The sequence below is a fragment of the Castellaniella sp. genome, from assembly GCF_004321985.1.
Taxonomy (GTDB): Bacteria; Pseudomonadota; Gammaproteobacteria; order Burkholderiales; family Burkholderiaceae_B; genus Castellaniella.
Genome location: NZ_SCQN01000046.1, coordinates 105,963 through 122,725 on the forward strand (window position 1 = coordinate 105,963; position 16,763 = coordinate 122,725).

Sequence of the window (16,763 nt, forward strand, 5' to 3'; positions counted from 1 at the left end):
GGATAATAGACCTCGCTCTGGTCTCCAGCCCCTCCGGATTGCAAACCCCGGAATCACCCTAGAAACCTCTTGGCAAATCCATGAAACGACCACTGATGCCTCGCATTGATTGGCTGGAGCCCGCTGTCATGCTGGCCACCGTGGTGCAATGGCTGGTGCTCGCGTCACTCACGGGAATGGTGGTGGGGTTCGGGACCAGCGTGTTCCTGCGAGCATTGTTCTACATGACTGACCGGTCCATCCTCATGCCGGCGTGGGCCTACTGGCTGACTCTTCCGCTGGCGGGCCTGGCCAACGGCCTGTTGATGGGGTATGGGTACCGAAAGCTCGGCACTCCAGGGTTGAAGGACTCCATCTTTGCCGCGGTGCATGAACAATCGGGGCACATGCCGTGGCGCACGCTGTGGATCAAGCCGGTCGCCGCCATCATCACCCTGGCCAGCGGCGGTTCGGCCGGCAAGGAAGGACCATGCTCGCACATCGGAGCGTCGCTGGCGGCCGTCGTAGGGCAGGTTTTCCGGTTGAATTCAGAGCTGCGTCAACGCATCGTGGCCTGTGGCGTGAGCGCCGGGTTCGCCAGCGTGTTCGGCACTCCCATCGCCGGAGCGATCTACGGGGTCGAGATGCTCATCATCGGACGCATCCGGCACGACTTCCTGTTCCCTGCGCTGATTGCCGGGGTGACCTCGTTCCAGGTCAGCAAGCGAATGGGGATTCCCTACGAATACTATTTCATGAGTGCGCTGCCGGCGTTCTCCGAGTCCCTGTTTCTGCGCACGATCCTGATCGGCATGCTGTGCGGGTTGGTGGCGCGCGTATTCGTGGACATGATCTATGCCGTACGCAATGCCTGCCACCGGCTGCAGGCCCGGTACACCATCTGGCCACCGTTGATGCCGGTGGGGGGCGGTCTGCTCCTGGCCGCGCTGGTGACGGTGATTCCCACCGACTATCTGGGGTTGAGTTTGCCGCTCATGGACCGTGCGCTGAGCGGAGAAGCGATGCCGTACCTGGGTTTCCTCTGGAAGACGCTGCTGGTGGCCATCACGCTGGGTTCCGGGTTCTACGGCGGGATCGTCACTCCCCAGTTCGTGATTGGGGCCGTTGCGGGCAACGCCTTTGCCCACCTGTTCGGCATCAGTCCCACGCTGGGTGCGGCCGTGGGGCTGGTGTCGGTCGTGGCGGCGGCGTCGAACACGCCGCTGGCGGCGATACTGATGGGCGTGGAACTGTTTGGCGGCGCAACCGGCACCATCTATGTGGCGGGCGCCGCCATTGCCGCGTACCTGATCGTCGGTCATCGCAGCGTCTATCCCGACCAGCGGCTGGGCTACGCCAAGTCGTCCTGGATGCGGGTACAGGCCGAGATTCCCGTCGGCCAGGAAAAAACACATTTGTCCTATGGGTTGCTGAAAAGCTGGGGCCGGATCAAGACCCACGGATGGCGGGCCTGGTGGCGGGATACGATGGCTTCAAGAGGGAAACGACATGACGTTTAGCCCCGAATTGGTGATCGCGGGCATCGGCCTGGTTGCGATGGCGGCCCAGTGGATTGCCTGGAAGCTGCGCATGCCGGCCATCCTGTTTCTGCTGCTGGCGGGGCTGGCGGTCGGTCCGCTGGAGCACTGGCTGGACCCGGATGATCTGTTCGGCGAACTGCTCTTTCCCTTCATCTCGTTGTCGGTGGCAGTGATCCTGTTCGAGGGCAGCCTCACGCTGGAGTTTCACCAGATCCGCGAACTGAAGCAGGTCGTGCGTCGTCTGGTGACGGGAGGCACGCTCATCACCTGGGGCGTGACGACGGTGACGACTCATTGGGTGATGGATTTTCCGTGGGACCTGGCGTTTCTGTTCGGTGCGATTACTGCGGTGACCGGCCCGACGGTGATTGCGCCGCTGCTCAAGACGGTGCGGCCGGTGGCGCCCGTGGCGCATGCGCTGCGCTGGGAGGGCATCCTGATCGACCCGATCGGTGCGTTGTTCGCGGTGCTGGCCTTTCAACTGATGGTGGCCTTGCGGACCACGCACGACTGGAGCCACGCGACCTGGGTGTTTGGCATCACGCTGCTGACTGGCTGTGCGGCCGGCGCGACATCGGGCTGGCTCACCAGCACCGCGCTGCGGCGTAACTGGTTGCCGGACTCGCTGCTCAATCTGTCCGTGCTGGCGATCGTTTTTGCGACCTTCAGTGTGTCCAATGCCATCCATGGCGAGTCGGGCCTGCTGGCCGTGACGATCCTGGGTCTCTGGTTGGCGAACCGGCCCGGTGTGCCGGTGGGCGACATCCTGGAATTCAAGGAAACGCTCAGCCAGCTTCTGTTGTCCGCTCTGTTCATCCTGTTGGCCGCGCGTATGGATCTGGACTTGCTGGGTGCGCTTGGCTGGAAGGCGGGTCTGGTGCTGGCGATCATGTTCTGGGTGGCCCGGCCGCTGAAGGTACTGTTTTCCACCTGGGGGTCCTCGCTGAAATGGCGTGAACGGGCTCTGCTCGCCTGGATTTCGCCGCGCGGCATCGTCGCCGCCGCCGTTTCGGCCCTGTTTGCGATCCGGTTGCAGGATTTCGGGGTGCCGCATGCTGAACAGCTGCTGCCGCTGACTTTCGTGGTCATCATCGGTTCCGTGATCTGGCAGAGCCTGACGGCGCGGCCGGTGGCGAAGCTGCTGCGTGCGGCGGAGCCTGACCCCGTGGGGTTCCTGATCCTGGGTGCGAATCCGGTTGCGCGCACGATTGCTCAGGCGCTGCAGGAACAGGGTGTCCCCGTGCGGTTGTGCGACAGCGACTGGTACAGCCTGGCCAAGGCCCGCATGCAGGGATTGCCAACATACTACGGCAGCCCGGTGTCCGAGCATGCGCACCTGAACCTGGATACCGGGGGGCTGGGACGGCTGCTGGCGCTGGGCGCGCGCGACCACCTGAACCAGCTCATCGTGGTTCGGGGGCGGGACGAGTACGGCAAGCATCGTGTGTTCAGCCTACCCCGGTCGGATCTGGGGGATGCGGCCGAAAAGCACTCGCTGGATCCGGAGTACCGCGGTCGCACGCTGTTTGGTTCGGGGCTGGGCTATTGGAAGCTATCCACGCTGCTGCTGGAAGGCGCACAGGTCAAGGCGACGCGGTTGTCCGAAGCCTTCGATTTCGATCAGTATTGTGGGCAAGGGACGCCGCGCCCCGTGTTCCCGCTGTTTGCGCTGAACCCGAAGGGCTATGCGTTGCCTTTCACGCAGGATCAGCCTTTGCGGCCCGAAGCAGGCTGGACCGTGATCGGGCTGCATTTGCCGGCTGCGACCGAGGCGGAGACGACGGGCTAACCGCCTATCTTGTGGCCGGCTGATAGGCCGTGACGTCGATCTCCAGCCTGGCATCCACCATGAGACGTGCTTCCACAGTGGATCGCGCCGGGCGATGCGTGCCGAAGCATTCCATGTAGATCCGGTTGAATGCGCCGAAATCGCGTGCATCGGCTAGCCAGACGCTGGTCTTGCAGACGTCCTGCAGCGTGCAGCCAGCCAGTTCCAGGGCCTTTTCGAGGTTCTTGAAGACTTGCCGGGTCTGGACCTCGATGGTGCCGCCCACCAGTTCGCCATTCGCATTCGTAGGGACTTGGCCGGAGATGAAGACGAAATCGCCCGCGCGCACGGCCGGTGAGAATGGGCGCGCCTTGTGGTCCGACGCCGTGGGTTCGCCTCCCAGCAATTGGATGGATTTCATGAATACCCCAAAGATTTGTAATTAAATTACAGGGAAAACCCCATATATCGAATTATTGACAGTTACATAAGCCGAAAATAGTATGTTCGTGTAATTTTATTACTTAGGGGTCGACATATGCAACCACGCACTTTCACCGGCCGGGCCTCGCTCGGTCAACCCTCCGACCCCGCGCGCCGTCGGGTCCTGCTGGCAGGCGTTCTGGGTTTGCCCGCCCTGGCCCTGTCGGGGCGTTCGGCCTTGGCTGCCTCGGCTACCCGCTCGGCGAGCCTGGCCATGATCGGCGAGCCACAGACGCTGGATCCCATGCTGACAACGGCGGATCTGGTTGGCACGCTGATGCAACACGTCTATGAGCCGCTTTATACCTTCGACAGCCACTGGAACATCGTCCCCATGTTGGCCGCCTCGCTGCCGACCATGCGGGATCAGGGCCATACCGTGGAAATTCCGCTACGCCAGGGCGTGAAGTTCCACGATGGCCAGTTCATGAAAGTCGGCGATGTGATCGCATCCCTGAAGCGCTGGCTTGCCGTGTCGCCTCGCGGCAAGGCGGTCGCCGCGCAGGTAGCCGGCATCGAAGCGGGGGCAGACCGCATCACGCTGAAGCTGAAGTCGCCCTATGCGCCGCTACTGGCGCAGCTGGCGCTGCCCACCAGCATGGCCGGGGTCATGCCGGAACACACGGTTGCCGCACAGTTGACCCAGTTCGTGGGAACCGGGCCGTATCGTCTGAAGGAGCGCCGCCCGGATCAGTACACGATCCTGGAGAAGTTCGATCAGTATGCGGCGCGCAGCGAAGCGCCGGATGGCTATGGCGGCAGGCGCACGGCCTACATCCAGGAACTGCGCTTCGTCCCTGTGCCCGATTCCAACACGCGCACCGAAGGCATCCTGTCTGGCCAGTTCGCATATGCGGACTTGCTGCCGGTGGAGGTCGCGGGCCGGCTGGAACGCGGTGGCAAGGCGGTCGTGCCGCTGATCGGCAAGGACTTCGGCTTCCCTTATCTGGTGTTCAACACCCGAAAAGGTACGCTGGCTTCGGTGCCGCTGCGTCAGGCAGCGCAGGCCGCGCTGGGGGCCGAGGAAATGATGGCGGCCGCCTTTGGTGATCCGCGATTCTTCAGCATCGGCGCCAATTTCTTCCCACAAGGTACGCCCTACTATTCACTAGCGGGACAGCAGCACTACAACGTGAACCAGCCAAAGCTGGCCGCCGATCTCGCCCGGAAAGCCGACTATGCCGGCAAACCCATACGCATCCTGGCCAGCCGACAGTACGAGTTCCATTACAACATTGCCTTGGTGCTGGCCGAGCAGTTCAAGCGCGCCGGTCTGGCCACCGACCTGCAGGTAGTGGACTGGGCGACACTGCTGCAGCGACGCAATGATCCCGAACTCTGGGACATCTACATCACCCACTCGGGGCTGTTTCCCGAGCCCATGCTGTCGCCACCGCAGTTGGGTGACGGTGCGCCTGGCTGGTGGGACACGCCGGAAAAGACCCGCTTGCTCGCTGCCTTCAACCAGCAGGTCGATTTGGCTCTGCGCGGTCCGTTGTGGGGGCCGGTCCAGCAGTTGGTCTACGAACAGGTGCCATTTGTGGAACTGGGCAAGTTCAACAGCCTGTCTGCACGCGCCAGCAGGCTGCAGGGCTTTGTGCCCAGCGCCTGGCCGTTCTTCTGGAATACCCGGTTTGCCTAGCATGCGCGCGGCCTTCAGGCTCCTGGTCACACAGCTGCTGAGCGCCTGCCTGGTGCTGCTCATCGTCGCCGTGATGGTTTTCTCGCTGGTGCATCTGGCCTCAGGTGATCCCATCGCGGTGCTGCTGGGCGATCAGGCGACGGCGGCTGACATTGCTCAGGTTCGCGCCCAGTATGGCCTGGATCAGCCGCTGGTCCAGCAGTTCTTTCTCTGGCTGGGGCAGGTGCTGCACGGCAATCTGGGCAATTCCATTTTCATGCAGCAGCCCGTGGTGGATGTGCTGTGGGACCGAGCTCAGCCCACCATCATGCTGTCGGTGTTGTCGGTCCTGATCGCCACGCTGATTGGAGTTCCCTGTGGTGTGCTGGCTGCCGTGTGGCGCGGGTCGCGTACCGATCAGGTGGTCAGCGCCGTGGCCATGTGCGCTGCCAGCGTTCCCAGTTTCTGGATGGGCCTGATCCTGATCCGCCTGTTTGCCGTGCAGCTTGGGTGGCTGCCGGCATCTGGCTATGGGCCGCCTGATGCCAGCATTCCGGACCGCTTCATCCACCTGATCCTGCCATCGGTGGTGCTCGGGGTGCTGAATTCGGCTCTCATCATCCGCTTCACGCGTGCCTCGATGCTCGACACGTTGGGCGAGGACTATGTGCGCACTGCGCGCGCCAAGGGGCTGTCCGAACCGGACGTTATCCTGCGCCATGTCATGAAGAATGCTCTGATTCCCATCGTCACGGTCATTGGCCTGACCATGGCGCTCATGATAGGTGGAACGGTGGTGACCGAGACCGTGTTCAACCTGCCAGGGGTGGGCAGCCTGGTCGTGCGCGCCGTGCTGCGGCGCGATTACCCGGTCATCCAGGGCACGCTTTTGGTGGTGGCCTTCATCTATGTCGTCATCAATTTCGTGATCGATTTCCTGTACACCGTCATCGATCCCCGCATCCGGGTGACCGCATGACGGCGCTTGCCCTGACGGACAGCCCAAGCGGGCGCTTTGTGCGGCGCCTGTTTGCGCGGCGCGTGGTGGCATTGGCCGCGCTGGTGCTGCTGGTCGTGATCGCGACGGCGCTGGCCATTTCCTGGTTGTCGTCGGTGGATCCGAACGCGATCGCCATCACTCAGCGGCTGCGGGCGCCTTCGTGGCAGTTCTGGGGCGGTACGGACCAGCTTGGACGCGACGTGATGCTGCGCGTGGCCTACGGCGGACGCTATTCCCTGCTGATCGGCTTTGCCACCGCCGTCGGCGCCACGCTGATCGGCACCGTGATGGGGATGGTGGCTGGCTACTTCCGGGCGCTGGATGGCATCATCATGCGGGTGGTGGACGCCATGATGGCCTTCCCCGATATCCTGCTGGGGATCGCGCTGGTCTCCATCCTGGGGCCGTCGCTGTGGAACGTGGTTCTGGCTCTGGTGATCGTCTACAGTCCACGGGTGGCCCGCGTGGCGCGTGCCTCGACGCTGGTGTTGCGTGATCTGCTCTATGTGGATGCGGCTCGCGCACTGGGGACGCCGACCTGGCGCATTCTCCGGATGCACGTGCTGCCGGGGCTGATGTCGCCGGTGCTGGTACAGCTCACCTTCATCTTCGCCTATGCCATCCTGGCCGAGGCTGGTCTGTCGTTCCTGGGGGTCGGGGTTCCGCCTTCCATTCCGACCTGGGGCACCATGATTGCCGGCAGCCTGAACTACATGGATCATGCGTTCTGGACCATCATCTACCCGGGACTGGCGATCGTGGTGACCTCGCTCGCGCTGCAGCTGGTGGGCGACGGCATTCGGGATTCCCTGGATCCCAAACTGAGGAAGGGCGCATGAGCTCAGCATCGCTGGTGACGAAGGGTTCTGCGGCGCACGCCGTGGCGGCCCCCGATCTGGTCCGCCTGGATGTCAGAGGGTTATCCACGTCCTTCATGACCGAGCGCGGCCGGGTGCAGAGCGTGGCCGATGTGTCGTTCGCGGTACCGGCCGGGCGTACGCTGGCACTGGTCGGTGAATCGGGCTCTGGGAAGTCGGTCACCAATCTCAGCCTCATGGGGTTGCACGCGCGAAGCGCGCAGCCGCTGGTGGGCGGCCACGCCCGCTTCGTGCGGCGCAATGGGGATGCGGTCGAACTCATTGGCTTGTCGGAAAAGGCTTTCCGGACGCTGCGCGGCAACGAAATCGCCATGGTGTTTCAGGAACCGATGACCAGCCTCAACCCCTTGCTGACAGTCGGCGAGCAGATTGCCGAGTCGGTTCGGCTGCACTGGGGGTATGGCCGAGCACAGGCGCTGGCCCATGCGCAGCGAATGCTGGATCTGGTCGAAATTCCGGCGGCTGCGCGGCGGGTCGGCGAATATCCTCATCAGCTGTCGGGCGGCATGCGCCAGCGCGTCATGATCGCCATCGCCATGGCCTGCACGCCCACGCTGTTGATCGCCGATGAGCCCACTACGGCACTCGACGTGACGATACAGGCACAGATCCTGGCTCTGATCGGCCGTCTGCAGCGCGAGACCGGCATGAGCGTGCTGTTCGTGACGCACAATCTGGGCGTGGTGGCCCAGTATGCGGACGAGATCGCTGTGATGTATGCCGGCCGCATCGTCGAGCGCGGCGAAGTGCACCGTCTGTTCGCCCATCCGGCTCATCCATATACACGGGCGTTGCTCGACTGCCTGCCGGCCATGGCCCGGCGCCGGCCCCATGCGCCTGGCGTGCGGCCGCGCCTGTCCGCCATCGAGGGCCAGGTGTCCAGTCTGTTCGAACCGCCACCAGGCTGTGCGTTTCGCCCACGCTGTCCGGTGGCTACGGCCGAGTGCGACCAGGCAATGCCGTCCATGATTCGCGTCAACGACCAACAGGAAGCCCGCTGCATCCGGCTGCGGGACGGATTCCATGACTGACGGCGACCCGTTGATCGAGATCCAGGGCCTGTGCAAGAATTTCGGGCCCTCTGTCGCACCCGTACGTGCGGTAACCGACGTGTCGTTTACTATCCGCAAGGGCGAGACCGTCGGGCTGGTGGGCGAGTCCGGTTCGGGCAAGACCACTATCGGCCGCATGCTCACGCGCCTGGCCGACCCGTCGGCGGGTCGTGTGATTTACCGCGGGTTGGATCAGCCCATGGATCTGGCAGCCATCAGTCTGCGCCGGTATCGGCCGCTACGCGCGCGTATTCAAATGATTTTCCAGGATCCGTATGCGAGCCTGAACCCCCGGTTACGAATCCGTCAGATCATTGGCGAGGCACTGGATACTCACGGTCTCCACAGGGGCGCTGCGCGGTTGCCGCGCATCCACGCGCTACTGCGCCAAGTGGGGCTTGGTGCAGAGCACGCCGAGCGCTACCCGCACGAATTCTCCGGTGGCCAGCGCCAGCGCATCGGCATCGCCCGTGCGCTGGCAGTCGAGCCGGAATTCATCGTCGCTGATGAGCCGTTATCCGCGCTGGATGTTTCCATCCAGGCCCAGGTGATCAATCTGCTGTCGGACATCCGTGAGCATCTGGGGCTGACCATGTTGTTCATTTCGCATGACCTGGATGTGGTGGAATATCTGTGTGACCGCGTAGTGGTGCTGTATCTGGGGCGGGTCGTTGAAATCGCACCCACGCGCGAGCTCTATGCCCACCCCTGCCACCCCTATACGCGCGCCTTGCTGGCGGCTGCGCCTGCCCCTGATCCTGCGCAGCGACGGGACATTCCGCTGCTCGAAGGTGACCTGCCTAGTCCGGCCAATCCGCCGTCGGGCTGCGTATTCCGCACTCGATGCCCGTTGGCCCAGGCGCGCTGCGCCAGCCACGACATGCAGCTCCGCCAGGTGGGGGACGAACACTGGACCGCCTGCTGGCGCGATGCTTGAATTTTTCGGGAACATGACATCATGTATCAGGACGACATCATTCTGCTGGACCATCGCTTCAAGGGCTTTCCGCCCGCTGCCGCGCCGTGTGCGCCAGACCGCATCGCGGAGCGGGGATGGAACCTGTTTCATGACGATCTGCCATTTCCGCTGGCGGTGCTCGACCAGGCGGCGCTGGATCACAATCTGCGGTGGATGCAGGCGTTTGCGGCCGAGCGTGGCGTGGATATTGCGCCGCACGGCAAGACCACGATGTCCCCGCAGATCTTTCGTCGCCAGCTGGATGCGGGCGCCTGGGGCCTGACTTTTGCCACGATCTTTCAGGTAGGGGCAGGGGTACGGGCCGGAGCGCGGCGCATTATCGTGGCCAACCAGGTGCTGGCGGATGCGGACCTGGACGGCCTGGCGGCCCTGCTGGACGCGCACCCGGACCTGCGGGTCTGGTTCCTGGTGGACTCGGATGCCCAGGTGGCGCTCATCGAGGATTGGGCATATCGGCGGCACTGGGACCGCCCGCTGGATTGTCTGCTCGAGATCGGCGTTCCCGGGCAGCGTACGGGGTGCAGGACGGCGGCTCAGGCGCTGGCGCTGGCAACCCGGATCCGCGGCAGCCTGGCCCTGAAGCTGGGCGGGATCGAATGCTACGAAGGCGGGCTCGCCCATTGTGACCGGGCGGGTGACGAGGCGTCGGTCGCCGAATTCCTGGGCCGCGTGCGCGCCGTGGCCGAGCAGTGCGACCGGCAGCAGCTCTTCGAGGACGAGACTGTCATCCTGAGTGCGGGCGGTTCGGCTGTCTTCGACGTGGTAGCACCCGCTCTGCGCCTCTCGCTTTCACACCCGGTGCGCGGCGTGTTGCGGTCGGGATGCTACGTCACGCACGATCATGGGTTCTACGCCGGAATGCTGCGCAACGTCGAAGCCCGCAGCGGTCTGGACCACAGCCTGCGTCCCGCGCTGTCGGTCTGGACCCTGGTCCAGTCGGTGCCGGAACCTGGCCTGGCTCTGCTGACCTGCGGCAAGCGCGATATCTCGTTCGACCTGTCCCTGCCGCAGCCGATCCAGTACGCACCCCGCAGCGCCGTCGCTGCTGCCGTCGCACCGGCCGACTGGAAGGTGACGGCGCTCAATGACCAGCACGCCTACCTACGCTTCGATCCTGTTGGTCGGGTCCCTGTGGTCGGCGACCGTGTTGTCCTCGGGATTTCGCATCCTTGCACGACTTTCGACAAATGGCGCTGGATGCCGCTGGTGGATGCGCAGGGTCAGGTGACGGGCGCCGTCACCACTGAATTCTAGGAAGGTGGAATGAGCAGACAAACGGTCCCGAACTGGTCGGAAGACGGTCTCCTGCAGCGGCTGCGCAGCGCGCTGCCTGATCTGAGTGGGGCGCAGCAGCGCGTGGTCACGTCCGTCCTGGCCGATCCGGCCATGATCGTCAATCTGACGGTGGAAGCCATTGCCGGTCAGGCGGGCGTCTCCATGCCGACAGTGGTGCGCACCTGCCGCAGCTTCGGTTTCGACAGCGTGCGAAACTTCATGCTGGCGCTGGCCCAGGATCTGGCGCTGTCGCCGCACCACCTGCACCGCAACGTCTCGCTGGACGATGATGCGCCAGAGGTGTCACGCAAGATCATCCAGGGTGCGATCTCCTCGCTGGCCAACCTGCAGCGACGGCTGGATGTCGCGGTGATCGATCAGGCTGCCGTCCGGCTGGCTCGGGCCTCGCGGATCGATACCTATTCGGTGGGTTCCACATCAGCCTTTATGGCGCAGGAACTGCAGGCCCGGCTCTTTCGCCTGGGGTTGCGCGCCAACGCTTTCGCCGACGCGCACCAGCAGCTGATCTCCGCCAGTTCGCTGGATGCCGATGGCGTGGCCTTCGTCGTGTCCCACGTGGGTAGCATGCCCTTCATGCTGGAGGCTGCGCATCTGGCGCGCAGCCGGGGCGCGACGGTGGTGGCGTTGACGCAGCCGGACACGCCTCTGGCGCATTGCGCCGATCTTTGTCTGGCTGTATCTGTGCCGCAGGACACCACCATGCGCGTGGGCACGGAAGCGTATCTTGCGCATCTGCTGGTTATCGAGATCCTGATGGTCCGGATCGCGCAGCAACTGGGCCCGCAGACGCTGGAGCGGCTCAGGCAGTTCAAGCAGGTGCTGGAACAGCACGGGGTGGACAGTTCCGTTTACATCGGGCTCTATTGATGGCAAATGACAATCACCTGACGGTACTGTGCAATGGTCTGCTCTTTGACGGAACGGGAGCACCAACCAGGCCGGCAGATATCTGGATCCGGCAGGATCGCGTGGTGGCCATCTGTGATCCTGGGGTCAGCCCCCCCGGTTCGATGGGTGCGCGGCGAGTCGATTGCGCGGATCGCGTGGTCGCGCCCGGTTTCATCGACGTGCATACGCATGACGATGCCATCGTCCTCGATCAACCGGAGATGCTGCCCAAGCTATCCCAGGGCGTGACGACCGTGATCGGCGGCAACTGCGGGATTTCGCTGGTTCCGCTCATCACCGATTCGCCGGAGGCACCGCTGTCGCTGCTTGGAACACATCAGTTCCGCTTTGCCGATCTGCGGTCCTATCAGGACGCCGTGGATGCGGCGCGTCCGGGGGTCAATGTTGCCATGCTCATCGGCCATACGGCGCTGCGCATGCAGGCCATGAGCGATCTGGATCGGCCGGCCAATGCAGCCGAGTTGCAGCGCATGTGCGATGTGCTGGATTCAGCCATGCAAGCCGGGGCGGTGGGCCTGTCTTCCGGAGTGTTCTACCACCCTGCGTTTGCGGCCGACGTCCATGAACTGAGCACCCTGGTCCGGGTGATCGCGCCCTACCATGGCGTCTATACATCGCACATCCGGGACGAGCTCAAGGGCATCATGGCGTCTCTCGAAGAGGCGGCGCTCACGGCGCGGCTGGGCGGTGCTGCACTGGTGCTGTCGCACCACAAGTGTGCGGGGCCAGGGAACTGGGGTCGTACGCGCGAGACGCTGGCCCGCATCGAGGCTCTATCGCAAGAACAGTCGATCGGGCTGGACGTCTATCCCTACACGGCCGGCTCCACCGTATTGCGGGAGGACCTGGTCGATGGCGTCATCGACATCCTGATCACCGGCAGCCAATCCCATCCCGAGATGGCGGGCCGCTACCTGGCGGACATTGCCAAAGAATGGGGGGTCTCGCAGGTGCAGGCGGTGCGCCGGCTGTCGCCCGGCGGCGCGTGCTACTTTCAGATGCAGCAGGAGGACGTGGATCGGGTGGTCTGCCATCCGCTGACCGTCATCGGATCCGATGGCCTGCCGCATGACGAGCGGCCGCACCCGAGGCTGTGGGGCGCCTTCCCACGCGTGCTGAACCAATACTGGCGCGAGAAAGGGCTACTGTCCCTGGAACAGGCCCTGCACAAGATGACAGGCTTGTCCGCCGAACGTTTTCATCTGGCCGGGCGTGGGATTCTACGCACGGGCAGTTTTGCTGATGTGGTGGTCTTCGATCCGGCTCTGGTTCGGGACTGCTCGACGTACTCGGAACCCTGGCGCTTCAGCGAGGGTATCGAGCAGGTATGGGTGAATGGCTGCCTGAGCTACAGTGGTCGGGAGCGAGCCTGCATCGGCCGTGCCGGCCGGTTCGTGCCCAGGGCCTGAGGCTCGCGTATCGGGCGCGTCGACGTGGGAGCCTTTCACGGGGGGTGAGTAACCGATGGCAAGCCGTCTCTTCTTTGCCCTGTGGCCCGATGAGGACGTCGTGCGCGAGCTCACGCAATGGGCGCGCCAGGCGCACGATCTGTGCGGCGGATGCATGATGCACCCCGACACGCTGCACCTGACGCTCGCGTTCCTGGGGTCGGTTGACGATGATCGAGTCCCCGGGCTGCAGGCGCTGCTGCGCAGCCGTCGGTGGATCGGTGGGCCGCTTACCCTGGATTGCTATGGCCGATTTCGCGGGCCGCGCATCGTCTGGGCGGGATCGTCCGAATTCGTCCCCTGGCTGGACCGGATGCATGCCGCGTTGTGGCGTGCGCTGTCCCGTCTGGGGTTCGAGGCGTCGGCGGAGCCGTTCAGGCCGCACCTGTCGCTGCTTCGTCGGGCCGACCCACAGGATCTCTCGGTCTTGCCCACGCCGCGGCCGGTGGTCTGGGCGGCCCGCCGGCTGGTGCTGGTGGCTTCTACTCCGCGTGAGTCGGGGTCCTGGTACCGGGAAATCGCGGCCTGTGACCTGTCCGCAGCAGACGGTTTTGGATGATATGATGAAGCCGAAAAAATAGCGGGCCGTACTGGTTCTGCAAGGTGGGTTTTTATTCAACATCTGCCTCGCTGGCTCCCTGTGCGGATCCGCTTCACAACCAGGAGACTTTATGAAGACATCCGTTGGCTTTGCATTGCGCAAACTGCTGCTCCCTGCTCTGTGCGCGGCCCTGCTGGCCCCCGTTGCGTCTCAGGCGGACACGCTCACCGTCTGGTGGAACAAGGGCTACTACCCCGAGGAAGACGCTGCCATCAAGGACACCGTCAAAAAGTGGGAACAGAAGACCGGCAACAAGGTTCAGCTCACTTTCTACAGCACTGAGGACCTTCCCACCAAGCTGATTGCCGCCGTCAATGCCGGCAACGTTCCGGACGTGGCCTATGAGGACGTCGGGGATTTTGCTCAGATCCCCCAGCTGGCCTGGGATGGGCAACTGACGGATCTCTCCAGCGTGGTGGAGCCAGCCAAGGACCTGTACACCAAGACGGCGCTGCTGACGGCGCACCTGTACGACAGCAAGACCAGCAAGCGCAGCTACTACGCGGTACCGATCAAGCAGCAGGCCATGCACGTCTTCGTCTGGAAGTCCATGCTGGAAAAGGCGGGGAAGACCGAAAAGGACATCCCGCAGCAATGGGATCAGTACTGGAAGTTCTGGGAGCAGGTCCAGGACACGCTGCGCGCGAAGCGTGAACGCGTCTATTCCATGGGCCTGACGGTTTCCGCCACGGGGACCGACAACTACTACCTGTTCAACCAGTTGCTGCTGTCCTATGGCGCGCGCGTGGTTGACGAACAAGGTAAGCTGAAGGTCGACGACCCCAAGGTCCGCGAGGCGGCCATCAAGCTGATCACGTTCCTGGCCGACATCTACAAGAAGGGCTACGTTCCGCCCGGTGCCATCAACTGGGGCGATGCGGACAACAATGCGGCCTTCTACTCGCATCAGGTCGTCATGACATTCAACCCCAGCCTGTCGATTCCGGCCGGCAAACAGGGGGACTCCAAGACTTATCACGACATGATCACACTGCAGCCGCCTGCGGGGCTGGATGGCAAGCTCACTCCCAGCCTGGTGGCGGTCAAGTCCGCCATCGTCCCGGGCGGAGCCAAGCACGTGGACCTGGCCAAGAATTTCCTGACCTTCCTGATCCAGCCCAAGGAACTTGGCGCCTACCTGCGCGCCTCTCAGGGCCGCTGGCTGCCGGTGATGCCCAGCATCATCAAGGCTGACCCGTTCTGGACCAACCCGAGCGATCCGCACCTGCCGGTAGCCACCAAGCAGGAAGTCATGGAACCGACCGAGCCTTGGCCCCAGGCCCTCAATCCGGCCTACGCCTTCGTCAACTCACAAGAAGTATGGGGCCGTGCGGTTGGCCAGGTGCTGGTCAATGGGATGAAGCCGGATGCCGCCGTGGACCAGGCCATCGCGCAGATCAAGCAGATCTTCTCCAAATACCAGGTTCATGAGTAGCAGTGCTTCGCCGGTTGCGGCCGGCGCCTCTGTGCATGCAGGGGTGCCCGGCCGCAGTGGTTCGCACGAACTGTTCTGGAGCGCAGTCTTTGCGGCTCCTTATGTCGTCGTGTTTCTGTTGTTCGTGATCTATCCCGTCTGTTATGGCCTGTGGATGGGAAGCGATCCGGCCAGCTATCGCACGCTGTTCAGCGATCCGATTTACGTCCGTACGGTGTTGAACACTCTGTTGCTGCTCATCGTCGGGGTCAACCTGAAAATGATCCTGTCGTTGCTGCTGGCGGAGTTCTTCATCGTGGGGCGGCCGTGGATGCGCGCGCTGTTTCTGGTGTTCATCTTGCCTTGGGCGGTACCCGCGATTCCCGAATTCATCTCCATTCACTGGATGCTGGACGCGCAGTGGGGGCTCATCAACAACTTCCTGTGGAACGTTTTCGGCATCATGGGCCCGCCCTGGCTGGCACGGCCGGATCTGGCCATGGGGTCAGTCGTCGTAGCCTATATCTGGAAGTGGCTGCCGTTCTGGACACTGATTTTCCTGGCCGGGCGTATGGCCATCCCGCGCGACCTCTACGAGGCGGCGTCAGTGGATGGCGCGACTGGCGTGAAGGCGTTCGTCCATATCACCATTCCCATGATGTGGAAGTTGTATGTGACCTGCACGCTGCTGTCCACTCTCTGGACCCTGGGGGACTACAACACGGTCCACTTCGTCAGTGGTGGTGGGCCGGTGCTGTCGACCCATGTGCTGGCCACTCTGGGCATCCGTGACGCTTTCGAGATTGGTGATCCGTCACTCGGGGTTGCCGTGGTGATCACGGCGCTGCCGCTGGTCATCCCCATCATGGTGCTGCTCATGCGGCAGTTCCGTCGTGATCAGGTGTCGGGATGAACGTGCGTTCGCGAAAGAAGAATGTTCTTCTGTGGTTGATCGGCGTCATCGTGTTCGTGTGGACGCTGATGCCCATCTACACCATGGTGGCCGTGGCCCTCACGCCGGGCAGTGCCGTCTTTTCCTCTGATCTGTGGCCGCATCAACCGACGCTGGACGGCTTCATCAAGGTCTTCACGCAGAACCACTTCTACCTGGAGCACTTCTGGCGGCAGATGTGGAACAGCCTGTTCATTGGCGTCATCACGGCGGCGGCAGTACTGGCGATTGGCACCATGACCAGCTTCACGATCGGGCGGATCCGTGTGCGTGGCAGCGCCTTTCTGTCTTCCGCGGCCCTGTTCACCTACGTGATCCCGATGTCGTTCCTGGCGATCCCGTTCTATCGGGTGATGCACAACTACGGGTTGGCAGATACGCCTTGGGCAGTCATCCTGGTGGAAGTCACCTTCGCCACGCCTTATGCGATCTTTGTCTTCCTGCAGTATTCCAACAGCATTCCGCGCGAGCTCGACGAGGCGGCCAAGATCGATGGCGCGAGCCTGGGCCAGATCTTCCTGCGGGTGTATCTGCCGCTCATGGCGCCCGCGCTGGTGGCGGTGGGGACGTATGCCCTGCTGCTGGCCTGGAACGAATATCTCTTTGCATTCCTGCTGTTGTCGTCGGAGACCACGGTCACCGTCCCGGTTGCGCTGGGCTTTTTCCTCAACAGTGATCAGGCGCCCTGGGATCTGCTCATGGCGGCATCGGTGGTGTATTCATTGCCGCCCATCGTCATTTATTACCTGTTCCGAAAGTACATGGCCGAAGGCCTGACGGTGGGGGGCGTCAAGGGATGATTTCGTGCGGACCCCATCGCCGGCGTGTCACGGGCATGACCA

The 16,763-nt window shown here is 63.4% G+C and carries 15 protein-coding genes; 14 read left to right on the top strand and 1 reads right to left on the bottom strand.

The features are described from left to right. Positions 1–95: 95 nt before the first annotated feature. Both EPN31_RS11495 and EPN31_RS11500 read left to right on the top strand, forming a co-directional pair. A complete protein-coding gene (locus tag EPN31_RS11495; RefSeq protein ID WP_291773262.1) occupies positions 96–1,499 on the top strand; it encodes a chloride channel protein in 1,404 nt (467 codons plus the stop codon). Then, positions 1,489–3,309 carry a sodium:proton antiporter gene (locus EPN31_RS11500; RefSeq protein WP_291773263.1) on the top strand — a complete coding sequence of 607 codons (1,821 nt, stop codon included), beginning with the start codon at positions 1,489–1,491 and terminating at the stop codon, positions 3,307–3,309. The genes EPN31_RS11495 and EPN31_RS11500 overlap by 11 nt, the downstream gene beginning before the upstream one ends. A 4-nt stretch (positions 3,310–3,313) precedes the next feature. Here the strand turns inward: EPN31_RS11500 and EPN31_RS11505 are convergent, their stop codons facing one another. Continuing rightward, positions 3,314–3,709: a RidA family protein gene (locus EPN31_RS11505; RefSeq protein WP_291773264.1), complete on the bottom strand. Its 396-nt coding sequence runs from the start codon at positions 3,707–3,709 to the stop codon at positions 3,314–3,316. A gap of 117 nt (positions 3,710–3,826) precedes the next feature. On the opposite strand from EPN31_RS11505, the gene EPN31_RS11510 reads away from it, so the two are divergent. The 12 genes from EPN31_RS11510 (at position 3,827) to EPN31_RS11565 (ending at position 16,721) form a co-directional block, all read left to right on the top strand. After that, on the top strand, positions 3,827–5,413 hold the full coding sequence (locus tag EPN31_RS11510; RefSeq protein ID WP_291773266.1) for an ABC transporter substrate-binding protein: 1,587 nt from the start codon (positions 3,827–3,829) through the stop codon (positions 5,411–5,413). 1 nt (position 5,414) lies between these two features. Next, positions 5,415–6,371, top strand: coding sequence for an ABC transporter permease (locus EPN31_RS11515; protein WP_291773854.1), 957 nt, complete (start codon positions 5,415–5,417; stop codon positions 6,369–6,371). Then, positions 6,368–7,231 (top strand): ABC transporter permease, encoded by an 864-nt coding sequence (locus tag EPN31_RS11520; RefSeq protein ID WP_291773268.1) that lies wholly within the window; start codon positions 6,368–6,370, stop codon positions 7,229–7,231. Before EPN31_RS11515 ends, EPN31_RS11520 begins: the two co-directional genes overlap by 4 nt. Before the next feature lie 95 nt (positions 7,232–7,326). After that, positions 7,327–8,301, top strand: coding sequence for an ABC transporter ATP-binding protein (locus tag EPN31_RS11525; RefSeq protein ID WP_291773856.1), 975 nt, complete (start codon positions 7,327–7,329; stop codon positions 8,299–8,301). Beyond that, entirely contained in the window at positions 8,294–9,259 is a 966-nt protein-coding gene (locus EPN31_RS11530) for an ABC transporter ATP-binding protein (protein ID WP_291773270.1), read from the top strand. The genes EPN31_RS11525 and EPN31_RS11530 overlap by 8 nt, the downstream gene beginning before the upstream one ends. A gap of 21 nt (positions 9,260–9,280) precedes the next feature. Further along, positions 9,281–10,555, top strand: a complete 1,275-nt coding sequence (locus EPN31_RS11535; protein WP_291773273.1) for an amino acid deaminase — start codon at positions 9,281–9,283, stop codon at positions 10,553–10,555. Positions 10,556–10,564: 9 nt separating this feature from the next. Then, positions 10,565–11,464 carry a MurR/RpiR family transcriptional regulator gene (locus EPN31_RS11540; protein ID WP_291773275.1) on the top strand — a complete coding sequence of 300 codons (900 nt, stop codon included), beginning with the start codon at positions 10,565–10,567 and terminating at the stop codon, positions 11,462–11,464. Beyond that, positions 11,464–12,915 (top strand): amidohydrolase family protein, encoded by a 1,452-nt coding sequence (locus tag EPN31_RS11545; protein WP_291773277.1) that lies wholly within the window; start codon positions 11,464–11,466, stop codon positions 12,913–12,915. The genes EPN31_RS11540 and EPN31_RS11545 overlap by 1 nt, the downstream gene beginning before the upstream one ends. Positions 12,916–12,970: 55 nt before the next feature. Continuing rightward, positions 12,971–13,513: an RNA 2',3'-cyclic phosphodiesterase gene (gene thpR / locus EPN31_RS11550; protein ID WP_291773279.1), complete on the top strand. Its 543-nt coding sequence runs from the start codon at positions 12,971–12,973 to the stop codon at positions 13,511–13,513. 112 nt (positions 13,514–13,625) lie between these two features. Further along, the gene (locus EPN31_RS11555; RefSeq protein ID WP_291773280.1) at positions 13,626–14,990 is read left to right on the top strand and encodes an ABC transporter substrate-binding protein; all 1,365 of its coding nucleotides are present in this window, start codon (positions 13,626–13,628) and stop codon (positions 14,988–14,990) included. Further along, a complete protein-coding gene (locus EPN31_RS11560) occupies positions 14,983–15,882 on the top strand; it encodes a carbohydrate ABC transporter permease (RefSeq protein WP_291773282.1) in 900 nt (299 codons plus the stop codon). The genes EPN31_RS11555 and EPN31_RS11560 overlap by 8 nt, the downstream gene beginning before the upstream one ends. Next, positions 15,879–16,721 (top strand): carbohydrate ABC transporter permease, encoded by an 843-nt coding sequence (locus tag EPN31_RS11565; protein WP_291773284.1) that lies wholly within the window; start codon positions 15,879–15,881, stop codon positions 16,719–16,721. The genes EPN31_RS11560 and EPN31_RS11565 overlap by 4 nt, the downstream gene beginning before the upstream one ends. The last annotated feature ends 42 nt before the right edge of the window (positions 16,722–16,763 follow it).